The sequence below is a fragment of the Faecalibacterium sp. Marseille-Q3530 genome (assembly GCF_017377625.1).
Taxonomy (GTDB): Bacteria; Bacillota; Clostridia; order Oscillospirales; family Ruminococcaceae; genus Faecalibacterium; species Faecalibacterium prausnitzii_E.
This window is the reverse complement of record NZ_JAFREH010000004.1, coordinates 43,626-65,432: the sequence shown is the minus strand read 5'-3', so window position 1 is coordinate 65,432 and position 21,807 is coordinate 43,626. Positions and strand designations below refer to the sequence as shown.

The 21,807-nt window shown below is 60.9% G+C and carries 17 protein-coding genes; 7 read left to right on the top strand and 10 right to left on the bottom strand.

Annotated elements, in window-relative coordinates; all coding sequences use genetic code 11:
- Positions 1 to 56: 56 nt before the first annotated feature.
- Complete coding sequence (locus tag J3350_RS05445) at positions 57 to 998, top strand: tRNA-dihydrouridine synthase (protein WP_207685976.1); 942 nt, start codon at positions 57 to 59, stop codon at positions 996 to 998.
- 51 nt (positions 999 to 1,049) lie between these two features.
- Here the strand turns inward: J3350_RS05445 and J3350_RS05440 are convergent, their stop codons facing one another.
- Positions 1,050 to 1,295 carry an IreB family regulatory phosphoprotein gene (locus tag J3350_RS05440; RefSeq protein WP_207685975.1) on the bottom strand — a complete coding sequence of 82 codons (246 nt, stop codon included), beginning with the start codon at positions 1,293 to 1,295 and terminating at the stop codon, positions 1,050 to 1,052.
- 186 nt (positions 1,296 to 1,481) lie between these two features.
- Here J3350_RS05440 and J3350_RS05435 point away from each other — a divergent pair, with 186 nt between their 5' ends.
- Positions 1,482 to 1,901 (top strand): holo-ACP synthase, encoded by a 420-nt coding sequence (locus J3350_RS05435; RefSeq protein ID WP_207685974.1) that lies wholly within the window; start codon positions 1,482 to 1,484, stop codon positions 1,899 to 1,901.
- Between the two features lie 93 nt (positions 1,902 to 1,994).
- On the top strand, positions 1,995 to 2,345 hold the full coding sequence (locus J3350_RS05430; RefSeq protein ID WP_097791654.1) for a type II toxin-antitoxin system PemK/MazF family toxin: 351 nt from the start codon (positions 1,995 to 1,997) through the stop codon (positions 2,343 to 2,345).
- A gap of 57 nt (positions 2,346 to 2,402) precedes the next feature.
- On the opposite strand, the gene J3350_RS05425 is transcribed toward J3350_RS05430, so the two are convergent.
- From J3350_RS05425 to J3350_RS05410, 4 genes are all read right to left on the bottom strand, one after another.
- Positions 2,403 to 2,798: a metal-dependent transcriptional regulator gene (locus tag J3350_RS05425; protein WP_097791655.1), complete on the bottom strand. Its 396-nt coding sequence runs from the start codon at positions 2,796 to 2,798 to the stop codon at positions 2,403 to 2,405.
- Positions 2,799 to 2,994: 196 nt separating this feature from the next.
- Positions 2,995 to 3,549 carry a Fe-S-containing hydro-lyase gene (locus J3350_RS05420; RefSeq protein ID WP_097791722.1) on the bottom strand — a complete coding sequence of 185 codons (555 nt, stop codon included), beginning with the start codon at positions 3,547 to 3,549 and terminating at the stop codon, positions 2,995 to 2,997.
- A gap of 50 nt (positions 3,550 to 3,599) precedes the next feature.
- Positions 3,600 to 4,439: a fumarate hydratase gene (locus J3350_RS05415; protein WP_207685973.1), complete on the bottom strand. Its 840-nt coding sequence runs from the start codon at positions 4,437 to 4,439 to the stop codon at positions 3,600 to 3,602.
- A 12-nt stretch (positions 4,440 to 4,451) separates the two neighbouring features.
- Positions 4,452 to 5,624 (bottom strand): NADP-dependent malic enzyme, encoded by a 1,173-nt coding sequence (locus tag J3350_RS05410; protein ID WP_207685972.1) that lies wholly within the window; start codon positions 5,622 to 5,624, stop codon positions 4,452 to 4,454.
- A 649-nt stretch (positions 5,625 to 6,273) separates the two neighbouring features.
- On the opposite strand from J3350_RS05410, the gene tig reads away from it, so the two are divergent.
- Positions 6,274 to 7,416 carry a trigger factor gene (tig, locus tag J3350_RS05405; protein WP_242700148.1) on the top strand — a complete coding sequence of 381 codons (1,143 nt, stop codon included), beginning with the start codon at positions 6,274 to 6,276 and terminating at the stop codon, positions 7,414 to 7,416.
- A gap of 97 nt (positions 7,417 to 7,513) precedes the next feature.
- On the opposite strand, the gene J3350_RS05400 is transcribed toward tig, so the two are convergent.
- The 5 genes from J3350_RS05400 to J3350_RS05380 form a co-directional block, all read right to left on the bottom strand.
- Complete coding sequence (locus J3350_RS05400) at positions 7,514 to 10,093, bottom strand: response regulator (RefSeq protein ID WP_207685971.1); 2,580 nt, start codon at positions 10,091 to 10,093, stop codon at positions 7,514 to 7,516.
- Positions 10,083 to 10,910: a transporter substrate-binding domain-containing protein gene (locus J3350_RS05395; protein ID WP_207685970.1), complete on the bottom strand. Its 828-nt coding sequence runs from the start codon at positions 10,908 to 10,910 to the stop codon at positions 10,083 to 10,085. Before J3350_RS05395 ends, J3350_RS05400 begins: the two co-directional genes overlap by 11 nt.
- Before the next feature lie 22 nt (positions 10,911 to 10,932).
- Positions 10,933 to 12,618, bottom strand: a complete 1,686-nt coding sequence (locus tag J3350_RS05390) for a diguanylate cyclase (protein ID WP_370569266.1) — start codon at positions 12,616 to 12,618, stop codon at positions 10,933 to 10,935.
- 355 nt (positions 12,619 to 12,973) lie between these two features.
- The gene (locus tag J3350_RS05385; protein ID WP_207685969.1) at positions 12,974 to 15,265 is read right to left on the bottom strand and encodes an ATP-binding protein; all 2,292 of its coding nucleotides are present in this window, start codon (positions 15,263 to 15,265) and stop codon (positions 12,974 to 12,976) included.
- 25 nt (positions 15,266 to 15,290) lie between these two features.
- The gene (locus J3350_RS05380) at positions 15,291 to 17,078 is read right to left on the bottom strand and encodes an ABC transporter substrate-binding protein (protein WP_207685968.1); all 1,788 of its coding nucleotides are present in this window, start codon (positions 17,076 to 17,078) and stop codon (positions 15,291 to 15,293) included.
- 383 nt (positions 17,079 to 17,461) lie between these two features.
- Between J3350_RS05380 and J3350_RS05375 the strand changes: the two genes are divergently transcribed.
- From J3350_RS05375 to J3350_RS05365, 3 genes are read left to right on the top strand one after another with little or no spacing between them, the layout of a single operon-like run.
- Positions 17,462 to 19,231 (top strand): hypothetical protein, encoded by a 1,770-nt coding sequence (locus J3350_RS05375; protein ID WP_207685967.1) that lies wholly within the window; start codon positions 17,462 to 17,464, stop codon positions 19,229 to 19,231.
- A complete protein-coding gene (locus tag J3350_RS05370) occupies positions 19,228 to 19,962 on the top strand; it encodes a hypothetical protein (RefSeq protein WP_207685966.1) in 735 nt (244 codons plus the stop codon). Before J3350_RS05375 ends, J3350_RS05370 begins: the two co-directional genes overlap by 4 nt.
- The gene (locus J3350_RS05365) at positions 19,959 to 21,806 is read left to right on the top strand and encodes a DUF2194 domain-containing protein (RefSeq protein WP_207685965.1); all 1,848 of its coding nucleotides are present in this window, start codon (positions 19,959 to 19,961) and stop codon (positions 21,804 to 21,806) included. The genes J3350_RS05370 and J3350_RS05365 overlap by 4 nt, the downstream gene beginning before the upstream one ends.
- Position 21,807 lies beyond the last annotated feature (1 nt).

The window sequence follows — 21,807 nt, the reverse complement described above, 5'->3', positions numbered from 1 at the left end:
GCGCGGCGGCATTTTTTGTGCTACAATAGAGCCATTCTAACATTGTGAGGTCTTCTATGAACTATTATGCTGCCCCGATGGAGGGGCTGACCGACCGCATCTGGCGGCAGGTGCACCAGAAATGGTTTGGCGCAGCCGATGCGCCCACGCGCTACTATGCGCCGTTCCTGTCGCCGCCGGAAAACCGCGTCCTCATCCCGAAAAAGATGGCGGAGCTGGCCCCGGAGGCCAATGCAGGTACGGTCGTGATCCCGCAGCTGCTGGCCAGAGACGGCGAACTGGCCGCCTGGATGATCGGCGAAGTGCGGAAGCTGGGCTACACGGAGGTCAACCTGAACTTCGGCTGCCCCTCCGGCACGGTGACGGCCAAGGGCAAGGGAGCTGGGATGCTGCGGGACCCCGCCCGGCTGGACGCTTTTCTGGACGCCGTCTTTTCGGCGGTGGAGGGTCCGGTCTCGGTCAAGACCCGCATTGGCGTCCAGAAGCCGGAGGAGTTTGCGGCTCTGCTGGATATCTACAATCATTATCCCATCTGCGAGCTGACCATCCATCCCCGCGTGATGAAGCAGCTGTACCGGGGGCAGGCCGACCGTGCCGCCTTTGCCGCGGCGCTGCCGGAGTGCCGGATGCCGGTCTGCTACAACGGCGATGTCACGACGCCGGAAGCGCTTCACGCGCTGGAAGCGGAGTTCCCGCAGCTGTCGGGCATCATGGTGGGGCGGGGGCTCATCGCAGACCCGGCCCTGTTCCGCCGTGCGCGGGACGGCGCACCGGCTTCCAGAGAGGAACTGCGCGGCTACTGTGACGACCTCTACCACGGCTACACCGAGGCCTTTGGCGCGGCCAGCTGTGCCGTCAGCCGGATGAAGGCGCACTGGTTCTATCTCATCCATCGGTTCGAAGGGGCCGACCCGCTGGAAAAGCCTCTCCGCAAGGCCCGCGAGGGGTGGGAGTATGAGACGGTGGTGAACCAGATCTTCACGCGGCAGCTGAACTGAAAACAGCCCGCTGTCTTCTGCGAGACAGCGGGCCGGAAAGGACAAAGCGGATCAGACGTTCAGGTAGCTACGGAGCAGAGCCTGCAGCAAATCGTCCCGGTCAACTTTACGGATGAGGGAGCGGGCTCCTTTGTAGGTCGTGATATAAGTGGGATCTTCGGACAGGATGTAGCCCACCAGCTGATTGACCGGATTGTAGCCTTTTTCCTTCAATGCATCGTACACTTGCTGTATGATCTCATGAATTTCGTCGTCCTTTTTGTCGTGGATCGAAAAAATAGCAGTTGCGTCGCCCACGCAGTACACCCCCTTCGGTATTTCTATCCACGCCCAAAGCGGAAGTGGAACTAGAACTATAGTTCATTGTACACGAAGCGAGTGTAAACTTCAAGATTCCAGACTCTATTTGCACATATTCACCAAAATCAACGGAAATTTTAAGTCAAAACAACGGGGCGTTTGCCCTGGAAAGGGGAGGATTTCATGCTGTTCGGGGTAGGATGTGATCTTTGTGAGGTGGCACGGATGGAAAAAAGCCTGTTTGGGGCGTACGGGGCGGCGTTTGAGGCGCGGGTATTTGGCACCGGGGAGCGGCAGGCACTTGCGCTGGCCGAGTGTCGGGCCGACCCTTCCGCCCGCAGGCGTGCCCACAGAGCTGCCAGCGCCGCTGCAGATTTTGCGGCGAAGGAAGCCTTCCTCAAGGCGGCGGGCACCGGCCTGCGGGAGCCGTTTTCGCTCTGTGAGATCGAGGTGCTGCGCCTGCCCTCCGGGGCGCCGGTGTATTGCTTCTCCGGCCGGACGGCGGCCTGGGTGGAGGAGCATCACGTGATGGCCCGCCTTTCCCTCAGCCACGACGGCGGGATGGCGCTGGCGTTCTGCGTCCTGGAACAGGCGGAAACCTGATCCGCTCCGCTGCATAAAATGGAAGAAAGCCCCCGCGTGCATACCGCCGCCCGGCACAGCCCATACTAGAGGCAGACAGGGAGGGTTGATTCCATGGAAGTACACAGAGGAGAAGTTTTCTACGCAGACCTTTCGCCGGTGGTAGGGTCCGAGCAGGGCGGCATCCGGCCGGTGCTCATCGTGCAGAACGAGATCGGCAACCGCCACAGCCCCACCGTCATCGCGGCGGCCATTACATCCCGGCTGGACAAAGCCCGCCTGCCCACTCATATCAATATCCGGGCAGCGGACACCGGCCTCGCCAAGGACAGCGTCGTGCTGCTGGAGCAGATCCGCACGCTGGACAAACACCGCCTGCGGGAGCGCGCAGGGCAGATCACGCCGGAAGACCAGAAACGGGTCGATCAGGCACTGGATGTCAGCCTGGGGCTGGATGCCTACTGAAGATGTGAAAACAGAAAAGGGACTGCCGGTTCGGGCAGTCCCTTTTGTGGTTTTGGGTCAGTCTTCGTTTTTCAGGGTGCTCTCGGCGTCGTGGAGCAGGGCATACTCGCGGATCTTTTCCAGCGTCTGCTCGCTGAGGATATGCTCTGCCTTGCAGGCATCCTCTGCGGCGATGTCCTCTTCCACACCCAGCTGCACGAAGAAGTGGGTCAGCAGCCGGTGGCGGCTGTAAATGCGTTCGGCGATCTCGCGGCCCGGTTCCAGCAGGGTCAGGTTGCCCTCACCGTCCACCGCAATGTAGCCGTTCTCCCGCAGCTTTTTCATCGCGATGCTGACGCTGGCTTTGGTGTAGCCCAGTTCGTTGACCACGTCGATGGAACGGACGCGGCCCATCCTCTGATTCAGCATCAGGATCGTTTCAAGGTAATCTTCTGCGGATTGGTGGATCTGCATGGTTGTCGGCCTCCTGCCTTTCTTGATTTCCGGCCCGGAGCAGAAAAACGCACATCGGTTCGGTTTGTTATAGGATACCACATTCTGCCGGGGGATGCAAGTCGTTCGGCGGAAGTTTGCTAAAACAAACTGAGCTTCTTCTGCATGATTTTGCTATTTTGACCGGAAACAGGGCCTGAAATCTTGTGGAACGTGCTTATCTGGACGCGCGGTAGGCTTCCGGGCCGGAGAGATAGAGGTCGCCGCCGTGGGCATCCAGAATGACGGTCAGGGGCATCTGCTCCACGGTCAGGCGGCGGACGGCTTCGCAGCCGAGGTCCGGCCAGGCGATGACTTCCAGCGTTTTGACGCTCTTGGCCATCAGGGCACCGGCCCCGCCCAGCGCGGCCAGATAGACCGCGCCGTTGCGCACGACGGCTTCCTTGACGGCGGCATCCCGCTTGCCCTTGCCGATCATGACCTTGTTGCCCAGGTCCAGCAGGCGGGGACTCATCGCGTCCATCCGGCCGCTGGTGGTGGGCCCGGCCGAGCCGATGACCGCACCGGGGCGCTCCGGTGTGGGGCCGACGTAGTAGATGGCGCTGCCTTCGAGGTCGAAGGGGAGCGGTTCGCCCCGGTCCAGTGCTTCCAGCATCCGTTTGTGCGCCTGGTCGCGGGCCGTGTAGACCACACCGGACAGCAGAACGGTGTCGCCCGCCTGGAGCGGGGCCAGGTCCTGCGCGGTGCAGGGGGTGGTCAGTTCGTATTGCATGTTCATCAAGCCTCCTAATAGGCTCATGTCTTTGACGGAAAGGGAATCGTTTACAGCGTCGCGCTGGCACGGCGGGTGACATGGCAGGAAACGTTCACGGCCACGGGCAGACCCGCCACATGGGTGGGCATCTGCTCGATGGCAAGGCCCAGGCAGGTGGTCCTGCCGCCAAAGCCCTGCGGGCCGATGCCGGTCTCGTTGACGGCGGCCAGCAGTTCGCGTTCGAGGGCGGCATAGTAGGGGTCCGGGTTGGGGATGTCCAGTGGGCGGAGCAGAGCCTTTTTGGCCAGATAGGCGACCTTGTCGAAGCTGCCGCCCACGCCGATGCCCAGCACGATGGGCGGGCAGGGGTTGGAGCCTGCCAGCGTGACCGTTTCCAGCACGAATTTCTTGAACCCTTCCACGCCGTCGGCCGGTTTGAGCATCTGGATGCGGCTCATGTTCTCGCTGCCAAAGCCCTTGGGGGCCACGGTGATGGTGCAGCCGTCGCCGTCCACGAGGTGGACTGTGATGGCGGCAGGGGTGTTGTCGCCGGTATTGCCCCGGCGCAGGGGGTCGGCCACGATGCTCTTGCGCAGGTAGCCGTCGGTGTAGCCCCGGCGGACGCCCTCGTGGATGGAGGCCTCAAAGCTGCCGTCGATGTGGACATCCGTTCCCAGCTCCACGAAGACGCAGGCCATGCCGGTGTCCTGACAGATGGGCAGAGCCTTCTCCTGCGCCGCACCGAGGTTCGACCACAGCAGGTCGAGGGTGGTTTTCGCCAGCGGCCACGGCTCTTCCTCCCGCGCTCTGGCCAGAGCCGCTTCCACGTCTTGGGGCAGGCGGGTGTTGGCTTCGATGCACAGGCGGGCGACGGTGTCGGTGATGGACTGTGCGGAGATCGTCCTCATGCCGTGCCTCCTTTACAGACGGGCCACGCCGGTCTCGCGGGCAGCTTTTGCCACGGCAGAGGCCACGGCCTCGGCCACGCGGGGGTCGAATGCGCCGGGGATGATGTTCTCTTCGCTGCGGTCCTCGTCCGTGATGAGGTCGGCGATGGCGTAGGCTGCGGCCAGCTTCATGGCATCGTTGATGTCCCGTGCGCGGACGCTCAGGGCACCCTTGAACAGGCCGGGAAAGCAGAGCACGTTGTTCACCTGATTCGGGAAGTCGCTGCGGCCGGTGGCCATGACCCGCACACCGCCTGCCTTGGCCTCATCGGGCATGATCTCCGGGGTGGGGTTGGCCATGGCGAAAACGATGGCGTCCGGATTCATGGTCTTGCACAGCTCGGTGGTCAGGATGCCGGGGCGGGACACGCCGATGAAGACATCGGCCCCCTCGATGGCCTCCTTCAGGCCGCCCTTGATCTGGCGGGGGTTGGTCACTTCGCCCAGCCAGTTCTTGTGGGCCTCGGCGCTGTTGCAGCCCTTGTACAGGGTGCCGAACTGGTCCACCGCCACGATGTCTTTGGCACCGGCGGTCATCAGCATCTTGATGATGGCCGTGCCGGCAGCACCGGGGCCGTTCAGGACGATGTGGACATCCTCCATCTTCTTGCCTACCACGCGCAGGGCGTTGATGAGCGCAGCCGTCACGACGATGGCGGTGCCGTGCTGGTCGTCATGGAAGACGGGAATGTCCAGCTCACGCTCCAGCGTTTCTTCGATCTCGAAGCACTCCGGGCTTTTGATGTCCTCCAGATTGATGCCGCCAAAGGTCGGGGCGATGGCCTTGCAGGCCGCGATGACGCTGGCGGCGTCGTGGGCGTCGATGCAGATGGGGAAGGCATCCACGCCGCCGAATTCCTTGAACAGCACGGCCTTGCCCTCCATGACCGGCAGACCGGCTTCGGGGCCGATGTCGCCCAGGCCCAGCACGGCGGTGCCGTTGGACACGACGGCCACCATGTTGCTCTTGAAGGTGTACTTGTACACGTCGTCGGGGTTCTCTTTGATCTTGCGGCAGGGCTCAGCGACGCCGGGGGTGTAAGCCGTGGACAGGTCGTCGCGGGTCCTGACCTCGACCTTGCTCACGATGCCGACTTTGCCGTGGTGGCTCTCGTGCATTTCGAGAGCGGCTTTGTTGTAATCCATGGATGTTCCTCCTTGTGTTGATGGGCTTCTCTTATTATAATAAAGCCGCAGACCCGGCAGCGCAAGAGGATTTTTGCGTGTGCGGGGCGACAGCTTGACAAACGACGATAGAACGATTATACTACAAATAGAAAAGGCGCTGGCCCAACAAACGGCTAGCTCCCTACCAGCAAATCAAAAGAATGACCGCCAACGGGTGCTAAACGTGGGGCGGTCATTTCTTTTGTCCATTTTTTGTGCGAAACTCTCGGAATCGGAGCACGATGTCGATCGTGTCGTAAACCGTTGTGACGAGGAACGTCAACAGCGCAAGAATCTCGGTCAATGTCATGGGTACATTCCCCCTTTCGGCCAGAGCCTCCGGGGAGAAACGTTCAAAAGTCGCCCTCCCGGCGCCCTGTTTATGGAAACAAAGCCATCCGGTAGGGAGTTGCCGCCTGCGTTCTGGACACAGCGCCTTGCCGCTTTGCTGCGGCAATTATAGGATATCACAGCTTTTGACAAAAAGCAACGACCTTACGTGGCAGGCTGCGTGAAACTTGTGGAAATTTAGCAAAATCCTTTTCTTTTTCATTTTTACCCTTTATAATAGGATTTGTCTGAAAAAATTGCAGTTCCCGGCGGCGTCCGGGATACAGGAGGTATCCACTTGAAACGAATCATCTCGAAGGCAGTCTGCCTTCTCTGCGCCGGTGCGCTGGCGCTAACGGCTGCGGGCTGCTCGAAGTCTGCGGCGTCCTCTTCCACATCGGCCAGCTCGGAGGCGTCTGTCTACGGCAGCGCTTCGGATTATGACTACCAGAATTTTGCCTACAGTGACGGTCTGGACGAGAACGGCTACTGGTCCGGCATCCGCGCACTGGATTATGTGACCCTGCCGGAGGACTACGCTTCCATCCCGCTGAAAAAGGCGGACATCGAGCCGACCGAGGAGGACGTGCAGTCCCAGATCGACAGCCTGCTCAGCCAGAACACCACCACGCAGCAGATCACCGACCGTGCTGCTGCCGACGGCGACACCGTCAACATCGACTATGTGGGCACCGTGGACGGCGTGGCCTTTACCGGCGGCACCTACAGCGGCTACAGCCTGACGCTGGGCAGCGGTTCCTTCATCGACGGCTTTGAAGACCAGATCGTGGGCCACAAGCCCGGCGAGACCTTTGATGTCAACGTCACCTTCCCGGACGGCTACAGCGACTCCACCGACGCCGAGGGCAATGCGGTGGTCCTGAGCAACAAAAAGGCGGTCTTCTCCGTCACGTTGAACTACATCAGCGAGGAAATCCTGCCGGAACTGACCGATGCCTGGGTCGAGGAGAATTTCAGCAGCACCGACGGCGTCCACACCGTGGAAGACCTGCGGGCCGAATACCAGAAGATGCTGTATCAGAACAACCTGAACACTGCGGTGATGGATTACCTGCTGGCAAACTCCACCTTTAAGGACCTGCCCAAAGAAGTGACCGATTATCAGGTCAACCAGTGCCTGAACTACTACTACACCATGGCCCAGCATTACGGCTATGATCTCGACAGCTTCCTGCAGGCTGCTGCCGGTTACAACAGTGCCGACGACCTGCTGGATGCCATGAGTGACAGCATCACCGAGTATGCCCGCGAAGCGCTGCTCTACCAGGCAGTGGCTGAGGCGATGGACATCGCCCCCACCCAGGAGCAGATCGACACCTACACTGCCTACACCGAGACCTACGGTGCCAACTACTGCACCATGGTCGCGCTGATGGACGCCGTGTCCGAGGCGCTGACCACCGGGGCACAGGTGAAGTGATCCGATCTTGTTTCCGCGCTCCCAAAACCGAATAAGACCACAAACGGCCTGAACCCTGTGCGACACAGAGTTCAGGCCGTTTCGGCTTTATTGGGGGTTATTTTTTCAGGGCATCTGCGAGGACGCGCAGCAGGTGCGGGACGTCCAGCGGCTTTGCGATATGGCCGTTCATACCGGCCTCCAGCGCGTTCTGACGGTCTTCTTCAAAGGCATTCGCCGTCATCGCAAAGATGGGAATGTTGGCCTTCTCGGCGTCCGGCAGGGCGCGGATCTGCCGCGTGGCCTCGTAACCGTCCAGATTGGGCATCTGGATGTCCATCAGGATCAGGTCATACTGGCCGGGGGCCGCCTGCTTTATCTTTTGGACGGCGACCGCGCCGTCCTCGGCGGTATCCACCACAAAACCGGCTTCTTTCAGGATCTCCAGTGCGATCTCGCGGTTCAGCTCGTTGTCTTCCACCAGCAGGAGCTTCTTCCCCTTGAGGTCGGCCGCAGTGGGTTGAGCGGGCTTGGAGGCAGGCTCTGCACGGAACGGTTCGGCCAGAACGCGGCGCAGCTCCGAGAGGAAGAGCGGCTTTTCGCAGAACGCGGTCACTCCGGCGGCACGGGCCTCGTCCTCGATGTCCGCCCAGTCGTAGGCGGTCAGGATGATGATGGGGCAGCGGTTCCCGATCACCTTGCGGATCTGGCGCACGATCTCGATGCCGTTCATGTCGGGGATCAGCCAGTCGATGATGTAGACGCTGAACTCATCGCCCTGCTCCACCGCATATTTGGTGCGGATGACCGCTTCTTTGCCGGAGATCGTCCACTCCGGCCGCATCCCGATCTTGGACAGCATGGTGCTGACGTTCAGGCAGGTGTTGGTATCGTCGTCTGCCACCAGGGCGCGCAGCCCTTCCAGCTGGGGGAGCTGCTTGGGCTCCGCCTTCTGCCCGCTGCGTGTGAAGCAGAGGGTCACGATGAACTCGCTGCCCTTGCCCGGCTCGCTCGTGAGGGCGATGGTGCCGCCCATCAGATCCACGATGTTCTTGGTGATGGACATTCCCAGGCCGGTGCCCTGAATGCCGCTGACGGTGGAGCTTTCCTCCCGGCTGAACTCCTCGAAGATGTGCTTCTGGAACTCTTCGCTCATGCCGATGCCGTTGTCCTTGATGCGGAACTCATAGCAGACGCAGCCCTTGGGCGCACCGTTCTTCTGGGCGATGCGGATGCTGATCATGCCGCCGGTGGGGGTGAACTTGATGGCGTTGGACAGGATGTTCAGCAGGATCTGGTTCAGCCGCAGCGGGTCGGTGATGATGTCCTCATCCTCGATGTCCATGGTATCAATGAAGAGCGACAGCCGTTTGGCCGCGACATTGGGCTGGATGATGGAGCGCACATCGTGGACAAGGTCGGGCAGATGCACCGCCTTTTCCTCGATCTTGACCTTGCCGCTCTCGATGCGGCTCATATCCAGCACATCGTTGATGAGGGAGAGCAGATGCTGGCTGGAGGTGGAGATCTTTTTCAGGTAGTCCAGCACCTGCTCGCGGTTGTCGATGTGGGTCGCCGCCAGCGAGGTGAAGCCGATGATGGCGTTCATCGGGGTGCGGATATCGTGGCTCATGTTGAACAGAAACTCCCGCTTGGCGCGGTTGGCCGCACCCTCGTGCCGGAGCGCGATCTCCAGCTTGCGGTTCTGCTCTTCCAGCTGGGTCTGATACTTCTTCTCCTGCTCCTTTTTCTGCTGCTCCATCTCCTGCACCGAGCGTCGGCGCAGCATCTGCAAGACCGAAACGAGCAGGATGTAACAGACCAATGCTGTTAAGATCAGCGTGAGCGACTCGTGGAACACGGCTTTTTCATCCATGTACGCATAGAGGTCGAACGACTGGCCGTGGCTGTACATGCCGAAATAGCAGCCGGAGCCGTTCCAGCCGTGGGTGTGCGTCAGTTTTTCCGCAAGCCCGGTGCTGCGGATCTCCTGCACCGGCGGGCTGTCGGTGGTGTCCTGCCCGATCAGCTCCGGGCGGTTGGACGCAATGACCTGATTGCTCTGCACGATGAACAGGGTGCCGCTGGTCTCTTCTGGGTAGCCGTCCAGAATGCTCTGGACCGACAGTGCCGTCCCCTCGACAAATTTGGTCGGGGTGCAGCGATAGGCCAGCAGGATGACCTCCTGGTGGTCGGCCCGGTGTGCCGCTACATCCACGGCAGACCCGTCTGCCAGCAGAACGCGCTTCAGGTAGGTCTTCTGCGGGAAGCGGAAGACGTCCAGCGCGGTCTCCTTTTTGAGCTGGTCTTCCAGCTGGGCATAGCCGATGCCGTTCGCTGTGTACTCACACAGGAGCGTGCCGTCCGGGCGCAGCACGGAAATGCCGGTGAGCCAGAGCGTCTCAGTCTGCTGTTTCAGGCAGTGCGGATCGGAGAGGTCGAGTGCGGCGTCACCGGCCAGCTGGTGCACCGAGACCGCCGTGCGGCGGAGCGTTTTGGCCGTGACGGTATCGTTGTACTGCTCAAAACTGGTGGACTGCGATTTGACGAACGCGATCGTCTGGCGGAAATGCTCTTCGGTCACATGCAGGGCTTTCCAGCCGGAGGCCAGGACGACCCCCGCCATGAGGAGCACACCGACGAGAACGTAGAGCACCCAGGTCCGCGTGTTCGGAGTGGCTTTGTTGTTACGCGTCAATGGTGTCCACCTCCAGATACTGCGAAGCATGTTCCAGGTATTTGCCGACGATTCGTTCCAGTGTGCCGTCCTCGCGCATCTGCGCGAAGGTATCGTTCAGCTGGAGGTCCAGCCCGCGGCTGTCGTTTTTGGCAAAGGCGACGCCCAGCCCGGTGACCAGCAGCGGCTCTTCGAGGATGCGGAATGCTGCGTTGCTGTCTTTCATGTATTGCAGGATGGCCGTCTCGTGGGCGGCGATGGCGTCCACATAGCCGTAGGCCAGCATGGCATACTGCACACTGCGGTCTTCGATGCTGAACACCTCGACGGTCTGCGGGATGCGCGGGTCGGAGCCGCTGAGGAAGATGCCCTCTGGCTTGGAGGTGCTCTGCACCATAACGGTCTTCCCGGCAAGGTCGCTGAGGGACTGGATGCTGCTGTCGGCGTTCACGGCCACGACCTGACGGCTCACCATGTAAGGCCCGGCCCACCGGTAGAGCGTTTCGCGGCCCTGCATGGAAAAGCAGCCCCAGATGCAGTCGATGGTGCCGCTTTCCACAAGGGCGGTCTTCTGCTCCCAGTCGATGACTTCAAATCGTGCAGAGTATCCCATGCGGCGGAATGCCTCGGTGGCGATCTCCACATCGATCCCGGCCGGGGTGCCGTCATTGTTCAGATAAATATAGGGCGGGTAGGTGTCGCTTCCGATGAGGATCTGCGGCAGATCGCTGTTCGTCGCGTCCGTTCCGCCGCAGGCAGTCAGGCCGCCGAGGGCCGCCGAGGCCGCCAGCAGGGTGCATCCGTTCAGGAATGCACGGCGTGAGAGGATGTGTTTCATGGGGGCTTTCGTTCTCCTGTTGTTATTGCGTCCGCTGCTGCAACTGGACTTTCAGGTCGGTCTGCATATCCGTCAGGCATTGCAGCAGCAAAGGGTTGAACGCTCCGCACTCGCTGTTCAGGATCATCTGCACGGCTTTTTCGTGGGAGAAGGCTTTTTTGTAGCAGCGTTCGCTGGTCAGTGCATCGTACACGTCGGCCAGCGCGACCAGCTGTGCGCTGATGGGAATCTCATCGCCCTTCAGCCCATCCGGGTAGCCGCGCCCGTCCCAGCGCTCGTGGTGCCAGCGGGTGATCTCGTAGGCGGTCTGCAGCAGCGGCTGCTCGTTGAAGTTTTCCAGCTGGTGCAGCATCTCGGCCCCCAGCATACTGTGGGTCTTGATGACCTCGTATTCTTCCGGGGTCAGCTTGCCGGGTTTGTTGAGGATCTTTTCGTCGATGCCGATCTTGCCGATGTCGTGCAGGGCGGAGGCCAGCGGGATGTTGTCCTGCTGCTCGGCGGTGATGGGGTACTGGCTGCTGATCTCCAGCAGGCGATGGAGCAGCAGCTCGGTGATGATGCGGATGTGCAGCACATGGGCGCCGCTTTCGCCGTTGCGGAACTCCACGATATGGCTCAGCACACCCACCAGCGTATCCGTATTATTTTCACGAGCGCGGATCTGGTCCGACACCATCTGCACCAGCCGCCGCTGCTTGGCGTACAGCTTGATGGTGTTGGTCACGCGGCGGTAGACGATGCGAGCATCGAAGGGGCGGTTGACGTAATCGCTGGCTCCCAGCTCATAGGAGCGCCGGATCGCGTCGTCGGAGTCGTCGCTGGAGATCATGATGACCGGGATGTCCTCGATGGTGTGGTTGGCGTTCATGGCCTTGAGCACCTCGAAACCATCCATGACCGGCATGTTGATGTCCAGCAGCACCAGCGCGATGTTCCCGGCCTCCGCCTGCATTTTTTCCAGGCATTCTTGTCCGTTTTCTGCTTCAAGAATGCTGTAATCGCCGCCCAGGATCTCCTTTAGTATCATGCGGTTCATTGCGGAGTCATCCACAAGTAAGATCTGCGACTTCTTCTGTAAAAGTTTTTCCAGCGCTGCCAGACTATGCCCCGGAACCTCCACCATGACGGCATTCTTGCGGCCCTTTGCCTGATACATCAGCCGGTCTGCCCGGCGAACCGCATTCTCCATCGGGTCGGTGATGGCCTGCATCGTTCCGCCGATGCTCAGTGAGAGGCGAAAATGCGAATAACCGGGTACAGTAGCCTGCTGCACGGCGGCTCGGATCTGCTCCAGCTTGGCTTGCAGGATGTCGCTCGGAATGCCGGGCAGCACCAGCAGAAATTCATCCCCGCCGTAGCGGATGAGCAGGTCGGCGTTTCGGATGCAGGAGCGGATGGCATTTGCCGCTGCTTCCAGCGCCAAATCTCCGGCGTGATGCCCATAGGTGTCGTTGCAGATCTTGAAATCGTCCACATCGATCAGCGCGATGCCTGCGGGGCCGACGATACGGGATGCGATATCCTCATAGTAGCGGCGGTTGTATGTGCCAGTCAAGACATCGTGGTAAAGTTTTGCACGGTAGCTCTCTGTTGTTTCTTGAAGCTTTTCCTCGGTTTCGGCCTGCATCTTTTCCGTGTTGGAGCGCTCGAACTGCCTTTGCAGGTGACCGATCAGCAGAATGTTCGCAGCGATACCAAGGCCGATCACGATGAGCTTTTGAAGGTTCAAAGAGGTGTAAAGAAAAAAGCTGTGGTCGGTAGAAAAGAAAAACGCGGAGTATAGGAATGCAATGAGGCCGCTTACGATTCCTGCTGCATAGCCGCATTTCACGAGCACAGCAGAAAGAACAACAAAAAGCACGATATTTGGATTTGGAATATGAAAATTCCAGACGATCAGGCAGGCGCTCAGTTGGGCAAGTGCCGATAACAACATAGGCTGAATTTTATTTGGCTGTTGTTCCATACGCAATACCATCCAATCCTTTGATTCATCATGATTGCTCTCTCATAAAAAAGAGCAGGGCCGCAAATGGGCGGCCCTGCCAGGTCGTGGGTGTCGGTCATCTGCGAAACCGTGCGATTCCACTATTTATTTTCGGGGGGGGGGTAACGCGGAAGCGCTTGACGGTCTGTTCCAGCGCGTCGATGTCCACGGGCTTGGACAGATGCTCGTCCATCCCGGCTTCCTTGCTCTTCTGCATATCTTCCAAAAAGGCGTTGGCCGTCATGGCGAGGATGGGGATGACCCGGCCCAGCGGGTTTTCGCTGCTGCGGATGCGGCGGGTGGCCTCCAAGCCATCCATCACCGGCATCTGCACGTCCATCAGGATGATGTCATACTCGCCGGGCTTGACGCGGACAAACGCATCCACAAGCTCCTGTCCATTGGGGTAAATTTTGCAGTGTGCGCCCTTGGATTCCAGCAGCAGCTCCAGGATCTCGGCGTTGATGGCGTTGTCCTCAGCGCAGAGGAAGTTCATCCCGCACAGGGGAGAAACGTCCTCCGGCTCCTCCGGGAGCGCCTGCGCCTTTGGCACCGCGTCCGCTTCGGTGTCGATGGGGAATTCCAGCACGACCTCAAAGCGGGTGCCCTTGCCGGTGGCACTCTCCACGCTGATGGAGCCGCCCATCAGGTCCACGATGTTCTTGGTGATGGCCATGCCCAGACCCGTGCCCTGCACCTTGTTGGTGCCGGAGCGCTCTTCGCGGGTAAAGGGGTCAAAAAGGGTCTTCTGGTAAGCCTCGCTCATGCCGATGCCGTCATCCTGCACCACAAAGCGGTATTTGGCGTAGTGCTCGTTCCGGGGCAGCTCTTCGACCTCGAACCGGATGTGCCCGCCGCGGGGGGTATACTTGACCGCATTGGAGAGGATGTTCATCAGCACCTGATTCAGGCGGGTGGGGTCGGCCAGCAGGTTTTCGTGCCAAAGATGGGTGGAGACGGTGAAGGTCTGTGCCTTTTCGCTGGCCTGTGCGCGGATCATCGTGCTGAGCTGGTCGAGCTGTTGGGAAAGGTGCATCGGCTCAACGCTCAGGGTGGTCTTGCCACTCTCGATGCGGCTCATATCCAGAATGTTGTTGATGATGCCCAGCAGCAGCTGGCCGGAGCTTTCCAGCTTGTGCAGGTGCTCGGCCAGCTTTTCCGGCTGGTCCAGCTCGTTCTCCATCAGGGTCGTCAACCCGACGATGGCGTTCATGGGGGTGCGGATATCGTGGCTCATGTTGGAAAGAAAGTCGGTCTTGGCCTGGCTGGCGCGCTCGGCCGCGTGCAGCGCCTCGGCGGCAACGGCCTGCGCCCGCCGCATCTCGTCGTTTGCCTGCGTCAACTGGATGTTATACTGCTCCAGACGGAGGTTCGCTTCTTTTTCTGCTTGCAGCTCCCGCTTCTGCTTTTGCCGCAGGAGAAACCAGCCGACGAAAACCGCTGTGACCGAGAACACCACGGCAAAGCTGACGATGACGAGTGTGACGAGATGGACCAGCTTTTGGGTGTTGACGGCCACGTACTCTGCCGGGACGAGGAACGCCAGCGTCCACTGGGCGTTTTCCATCTGCTTGAGCGCGTAGTAATACTCAGTCCCGTCCAGCACGGCGTTGGAATAGCAGGAGCCTGTGCGGGCGAGCCGCTCCTTTGCCACCGCAAAGGAAGAACCGTGCAGATAGGACATCTGGGAGAGCACGGTGTATACGTTGTGCCCCTTCAGCAGCTCGGCATCGTTGGCGTTGAACAGCTTGAAGCCGTCGTTGTCCAGCACATAGACGCTGTTGTTATTTTCGTAGGCGTCGCAGCGGAAATAATCGTTCAGCTGGGTCATGCTCTGCGAAATGCCAAAGTAGCGCAGGGTGATCTCGCCGGTCTCGCTTTGCAGGGTGAGGGGAGTGGAGAGCTGTTCCAGAAACACCATGCGGGAATCGTCCGCAGTCAGGGAGTTGGAAACGTAGCTGACCCGCTCCGGTGCGCTTTCCAGATAGGTAATTCCTCGCAGCAGCCCCATGCGGCCATGCGCGGTATAATAATGTCCGGCAGCATCCACGGCAACCAGCTCGATCTGCTTTTCTTTGTAATTGGCAAGCTCGGACAGCTTTTCCAGATAGGAAAACAGATCATCGGTCGTCTCCATGGACGTATAGGCCAGATAATTGCACTGCACGTCCACATCGTCCCAGTGGTTGTCGATCACATCCTCCAGACTACGGAACATCTGGTGGGTGACTTCCTCCATCTGGCTCAGTCGCTCGTGGTAGACAAGGTTTTGGATGTAGGTCTGGCTCATGACAAAAAGGGTCAGGATCAACACGATGATGACAAAGCCGAAGCCCACAAACAGCTTTTTATAGATTTTGTTGTTCACATCCAGTATCTCCTGTCCGTTTTATTCAACTCCATGCGGTGTCTGCCCGGCTGATGGTGGTGTAAGCACCAAAGAAGGTTTTTGCGGCATCCATGCCCACCACGCCGCTGTCCACGACATCGGCCTCGGCTGCCAGCTGCTCGCTCACGCCGCAGATGGCCACCTGATAGGTCTTGCCCGCCTCCGGTTCCGTGGGGCTGACCAGCACATAGGGGTAGCCCTTGCCGTTGCCGTAGGCATCGTAACCAGAAGCCAGCAGGTCGTTGATCTGCTGCCCGGTCAGGGCAACGGTCTGGATGGTGCGGTTCCAGCCGGTGGGCAGGATGACAGAAAGGTCGTAATCTGTAATATCCTTGGCGTACAGTTTGGCAGCTACGCCGTAGTGGTTCTGATCGGTGGGGTTGCCGGGGATCCAGGTGCTTAGCGAGACCAGCGCAAGGTCGCTGCCGGTAGCCTGTGCAAAGCAGCGACCCACCAGCATGGCGCAATCCTCCTGCGAAAGCTCCTCCGTAACGGTAGTGATGACATCCGGGGTATTGTTCACCACACTGTCCTGATCCTCGTCCAGCTGCCGGATCACATCCTCCATGGTGGCGTTGCCCTTCATGAAGTCCAGCATTTTAAGGCCGGTGGTCAAGATGGTGTTTTCCCAGCCGGAATAGATAAAGGGCGCGGTGTTGCCTGCGTTCAGGGCATCGGCAACATCGGCGTAGTAGGTGCCGTCCGCTTTTGCGTCCTTGAAGGGCAGCAGGCTGCTTTTCAGCGTCGTTACGGGCTGCAGAGCGCTGGTGCCTGCAACGGTGGAAAGCACACGCATCACCTTGAGCGCATCTTCCAGCTTTTGGGGGTCCTGCTCCAGCTTTTTATTCAGACCGTAGAAGCGGTTCACATTCAGCACAAAAACGTTCTGGGTGCCGTCCTCCGAGAGAAACGGCATCAGGCCGAATTTATCGGCGTTGCCGTCTGCCTCCACAATGCCGTTGGTGTTTCCAATCAAAAACAGGGTGTTCCCCTCGGCCATCCTCTGCCGGGTCACGTTATCGTCAAGAGCATCGCCGGTGTCGTTCAGCATCCCAATGTCCTTCCACTTCTGGACATAGGCCATCGCCTGCATCATGCCGGGGGTATTGCTGACATTCGCCTTACCGGACAGATAATCCCGCTGCCACAGCCTGCCGTCCAGTGTGCCAAGGAAATCGGCCTCTGCAATGTTGAACAGATACTGGAAACCGTAGCCCGGATACTGGATCTGCGGCAGACAGAGATCGACCCCGGCTTCCTTTGCCTTTGCAGCCAGTTCTTCCAGCTCCGTGAAAGAATTGGGCAGTTCCCAGCCGTATTTCTTCAGCAGGGTCTTGTTGTAGGTGATGCCGTAGCAGTTGTAGGTCGAGGGCAGCAGGTAGATGGCACCGTTGTCGAACACGTCCTGCAGACGGGACTCCACATAGTTGTCGGTAAAATCGTAACCGGAAAGGTCCAGCAGTTTGTCGGAGACCAGATCGATCCGGGGGTCGTAGTAGGTCAAGGTGCAGACGTCCGGCAGGTCGCCCGCCGCAAACATATTCTGCAAACAGGTGGTGGTGTTATCGCCGCTGTAGGGCACGACCTCGATGTTCACTTCCGGGTAAACGCTGTGCACCTGCTCAATAAAGGCTTCTATCTCCTTATAAGGTGCCATAAAGGTGACGGCTTCGTGCGCATCCGCTGTTTTGCCGGTCTCGGTCTGGCTGCCGCCGCAGGCGGTCAGAGCCGCCATGGCTGCCAGCACACCGGTGGCCTGTATAAACGAGCGGCGGGAGATCTTTTTCATCATAATATCGTTCTCACAGTTTCCTGATATTTCCATAGTTGTCATTTCTTCATTTTACAGCAAAGTTGGAACAAACGCAACATAAAATTCGTTAATATTTCCGCAAACCCATGCGGATTTTGGCGAAATGCGGCACAGTGGAGCGACCCGAAAGAAGACGTGCGCCTCCGACTTGTGTGAAAATGCTGCGCCCAAAAGGCTGTCGGATGCTGCAGAATGCGCGGGCAAGCATCCGAAGTAAATCGAAACAGTAAGCAAAAACAAACGTATTGTCGCATCTTTTTTCTTGACCTTGCGGCGGATACCGCTTATAATTGCCCTAGCGGAACGCCCCTGCCGGAGAGGGGGCGGGCCGGTAGAACGTTGAGGATGAGTGAGGAACTGCTGTGGAGATTCTATTGACCGGGAACACCTGTTTCGTGACCCCTGCCTGGGTGGAGATGGCGTTCCCAGAGGACCATGTCCTCATTCCCTGCGCACGGGGCCAGCCGCACCCGCCGCGCATCCGGACCATCACGCTGGACAGCAAGGAGCGCATCGGCCAGCTGGTGGACAGCTACGAGTTTGACCGCATCGTCTATTTCTCGGAGTATCTGACCCCGCACAGCGAGCAGGAGGGCGAACTGGACCGCCTGCGCCGTGTTTTGCAGGCCAACCGGGAGCGGCCCAGCCAGCTGCTTTATCTGGCTGGGCCGGAAGCCGTGCTGACGCCGTTCATCGGCAAATCGGTGCTGGCGCAGGCGGCGGAGGCTCTCTGCCGCCATTACGCCGAGACGAGCAGGGTGCAGATCAAGGTGCTGCACCTGCCCTATCTCTACGGCACCGACTGCACCGGTGCGCCGGTGGGCATCGCGCAGCTGCTGACCCGCCCGAAGAGCGGGGAACTGCATTTTGAAGAGCAGGCCCTTGCCCCGGTGGCGGCTCTGTGCATGGAAGACCTGTCCGAGCTGGTGCTGCGGGTGTTCGACAACTGGACGCCGGAGTGGGAGAGCCTGACCGCCCCGGTGGTCTTCCACTGGAACTATGAGCAGCTGGGCGAGGCGTGGAAAGCCCTCTGCCCCGGCCTGACCGTGACCTACGGCAGCGACCTGATCCGGGAGTACCCGCCCGACGACGGCCAGCTGCGCCGGGCGTATGGGTGGTTCCCCCGGTACGACCTGCTGGACGACCTGCCCCGGTTCTTCCGGCAGGAAAAGCAGCCCCGCCGCAAAAAATGGCCGGAACGGCTCAGCGGCTTTGCCGCGCGGCACCGGCTGCTGGTCCCGGTGCTGGAACTGCTGGGGGCCTGGGGCGTATCCGAACTGCTGGTGCGGATGACCAGCACCCAGGCGCAGTTCCGGGTGGTGGATTTCCGGCTGGCGTTCATCGTGCTCATCGCCGATGTCTACGGCCTGAACGCAGGCGTGGCGGCGGCGTTTCTGGCGTCGCTCTCGCTGGCGGCGGGCTATTGGGCCGAGGGCGCGTCGCCGCTGCTGCTCTTCTACGAGCCGTCCAACTGGCTGGCCTTCCTCGTGTATTTCGTGGTGGGGGCGGTGTGCGGCTATGTGCAGCTGCGCAGCGCCGAGGACCTCCGCTTTGCCGAGGAGGAGCAGAAACTGCTGGAAGAGCGGCTGCGGTTCGTGCGGCAGCTGTATCAGGATACATTGGAGGACAAGCGCTCGTTCCGGCGGCAGATCCTGGGCCGGAGAGACAGTTTCGGCAAGGTGTATGCCGTGACCAAAGCGCTGGACGCGGCCCCGGCGCAGGAGCTGCCCCGGAAGATCGTGGAGGTGCTGGAAGATATGCTCGAAAATCACAGCGCGGCGGTCTACCGCGTGGACGCCCGGCGGCATCTGGCCCGGCGGGCCGCCTGCAGCGCGGACTTTGCCGCCCGCTGCCCGCAATTGTTGGAAGGCACGGGCCTTGGCCCGGTGCTGCGTGGCATCGAGCAGGACGGGCTGTGGGTGAACCGGGAACTGACGCCCGGCCTGCCCATGTTCGGCGCGGCCGTGCGAGAAAACGGGGAGCTGCGGGCGCTGATCCTGCTGCACGATGCGGCAGGGGAGCAGCTGTCGCTCTATTACCAGAACATGTTCCGCATCCTCTGCGGGCTGGCCGAAACGGCCATGGTGCGGGCCGGAACGAAGCCCGCAGCAAAGCAGGAGGTGCGGGTATGAGACGGAACGGACTGCACGCAGACCTTGTGGAAAAACTGCGGGTAGACGATGAGCTCCACCGCAGCATCCGGGTCGAAGACCGGGCCGGCACGGCGGCAACGGTGCCGCTGGAAGAGGCGCTGATCCTGGACACTGCCGAGCAGCGGCGGAAGCTGATCCTGTCGGTGCTCACGGAGGACCCGGTGCAGTATTACGACCTGCTGCAGCAGGCCCGCATGAACGACGACAGCGAGGTGGTGCACTACGCGGCCACGGCCATGGCACAGATCTCCAAGCAGGCGGACCTTGCCTTGCAACAGGACGCCCGCCGCTTTGCCGACGACCCGAACGACCGGGAGGTGCTGGCGGCTTACGCTAACGCGCTGGAACGCTCGCTGAAGCTGGGGCTGGCGCAGGGCCGCGCAGCCGAACTGCAGCGCCGACAGCTGGAGCGGCTGCTCAAGCTGCAGCTGGCCGACAGCCCCAGAGAGGAGGGCTACAGCCTCGGCTGCCGGTTGGCAGAGGTGCAGCTGCAATTGCAGGAGTACAAGGCTGCGGAGCAGACGCTCGAAGAGCTGGTCCGCCGCTGGCCGGTGCGGGAAACGCCCTGGCTGCTGCGGCTGCGCAGCGCCGCCGCCCGGAAAAGCGGTGCCGAAGTGCGGAGCATCCTGCAGCAGATGGAGCGCACCCAGGTCTACCTGAGCGCTGCGGGGCGGCAGGAACTGGCGTTCTGGAAAGGAGGTGCCGCATGAACCGGCTGTGGAAGGGGCGGTTCCGGTGGGGCAGGCTGCTGCTGGTCTGGCTGGTGTTCCTGTTGCTGGCAGGGGCTTTGTTTGCGGAGCGCAGCGGGGTGCAGTACACCGCGGCCCATGTTCAGATCGGGGCGCTCGACCATGCCCTGACCAAGGAAGAAGCACTGGCGGGGCAGGCCCCCGTCTGCCTGCTGCTCTGCGACAGCCGCCAGGTGAGCGTGGCAGAGGCAAAAGAACAGTTGGAACAGATCCTGCAGGATATGAAGGTCCCCGCCGAGGCCGCAGACCTTGCCGACACCGCCCCGGAAGCACTTCCGGCCTTTGAAAACTACGAGACCATCGTGGTGCTGGTGCCGAACTTCGAGCCGCTGGGCCTGCGCCTGCTCGACCTGATGGACTGGGTGGAGCAGGGCGGCAATGTCCTCTTTGCGATGACGCCCGAAAAGTGCGGGGCGTTCGATGTGGTGGCCCAGAAACTTGGGGTGCTGGCCTCGGCGTGGAACTGCAAAACGGCCGAGAGCATCGTGCCGGCCGAGGGCTTCCTGCTGGGCGGCGGGCAGCGGTATGAGCTGAGCGACCCGTTCGAATCTTCCATGGCGGTGCAGCTGCGGGACGATGCGGCGGTGTATGCCGTCACCGGGGACGAGGGCGTCCCGCTGATTTGGAGCACCGAACTCGGCGAGGGCCGGGTGGTGGTGGACAACATCGGCGTCTACGACAAGGTCATGCGAGGCTTTTATGCGGCCTCGTACAGCCTGCTGGGGGAGGCCTGTGCCTACCCGGTGCTCAACAGCGCCGTCTTTTTTCTGGACGACTTTCCCTCGCCGGTGCCGGAGGGCGACGGCCAGTACATCCGGCAGGATTACGGCCTGAGCATCGCGGATTTCTACGCCAAGGTCTGGTGGCCGGACCTCGTCCAGCTGGCCGAGCGGTTCAGCATCCGGTACACGGGCGTCATGATCGAGAACTATGAGGACGACACCACCGACCCGCCCCTCCGCCAGAGCGACACCCAGCCGTTCCGCTATTTTGGCGGGCTGCTGCTGCGGCAGGGCGGGGAAGTGGGCTTCCACGGCTACAACCACCAGCCCCTCGTTCTGCCACAGACCGATTACGCCGGTCTGTACGACTACAACCCATGGCCCAGCGCCGACGCCATCGTCGCAGCCATGGACGAGCTGACGGCGTTCCAGCGGGAGGTCCTGCCCTATGCCGCCGGTTCGGTGTATGTGCCGCCGTCCAACATCCTGTCGGCCTCCGGGCGGGCGATCTTAGGCCAGCGGGTGCCGCAGGTGCGCACCATCGCCAGCTCCTACCTCGAAGACGGCACCGACCTGCCCTATGTGCAGGAATTTGGCGTGGCAGCGGACGGCATCGTGGAAGAACCGCGCATCGTGTCCGGCGGCATGGTGAACGAGCCTTATATGCAGCTGGCCGCGCTGAGCGAGCTGAACTTCCACTTCGTCAGCACCCACTTCATGCACCCGGATGACCTGCTGGACGTGGACCGCGGCGCAGCGGAAGGCTGGGAGGTCTACAAGGGCGGGCTGGAACGCTACCTGACCTGGCTCTCGACGGCAGCGCCCGGCCTGCGGATGCAGACGGCCAGCGAGTGCGCCGGGGCCATCCAGCGGTTTTCGGGCGTGAATGTGACGCTGCAGAGCGCCGCTGACGCCTGGACCCTGACGCTGGGCAATTTCACCGACGAAGCGTGGCTGCTGTTCCGCGCGAACGAGGGGGTGCCCGGCCGCGTGACCGGCGGGCAGCTGACCTGCCTGACCGGGGAACTCTACCTGCTCAAGGCGGAAAACACGGTCGTGACCATCGAACGAAAGGAGGGGTGAA

What these genes read in the sequence shown, in the direction of transcription:
- J3350_RS05380 (WP_207685968.1), bottom strand. Translation starts at nt 17,078, where the DNA reads ATGATGAAAAAGATCTCCCGCCGCTCGTTTATACAGGCCACCGGTGTG.
- J3350_RS05430 (WP_097791654.1), top strand. Translation starts at nt 1,995, where the DNA reads ATGGAAGTACACAGAGGAGAAGTTTTCTACGCAGACCTTTCGCCGGTG.
- J3350_RS05420 (WP_097791722.1), bottom strand. Translation starts at nt 3,549, where the DNA reads ATGCAATACGAACTGACCACCCCCTGCACCGCGCAGGACCTGGCCCCG.
- J3350_RS05365 (WP_207685965.1), top strand. Translation starts at nt 19,959, where the DNA reads ATGAACCGGCTGTGGAAGGGGCGGTTCCGGTGGGGCAGGCTGCTGCTG.
- J3350_RS05395 (WP_207685970.1), bottom strand. Translation starts at nt 10,910, where the DNA reads ATGAAACACATCCTCTCACGCCGTGCATTCCTGAACGGATGCACCCTG.
- J3350_RS05435 (WP_207685974.1), top strand. Translation starts at nt 1,482, where the DNA reads ATGCTGTTCGGGGTAGGATGTGATCTTTGTGAGGTGGCACGGATGGAA.
- J3350_RS05410 (WP_207685972.1), bottom strand. Translation starts at nt 5,624, where the DNA reads ATGGATTACAACAAAGCCGCTCTCGAAATGCACGAGAGCCACCACGGC.
- J3350_RS05370 (WP_207685966.1), top strand. Translation starts at nt 19,228, where the DNA reads ATGAGACGGAACGGACTGCACGCAGACCTTGTGGAAAAACTGCGGGTA.
- J3350_RS05425 (WP_097791655.1), bottom strand. Translation starts at nt 2,798, where the DNA reads ATGCAGATCCACCAATCCGCAGAAGATTACCTTGAAACGATCCTGATG.
- J3350_RS05415 (WP_207685973.1), bottom strand. Translation starts at nt 4,439, where the DNA reads ATGAGGACGATCTCCGCACAGTCCATCACCGACACCGTCGCCCGCCTG.
- J3350_RS05445 (WP_207685976.1), top strand. Translation starts at nt 57, where the DNA reads ATGAACTATTATGCTGCCCCGATGGAGGGGCTGACCGACCGCATCTGG.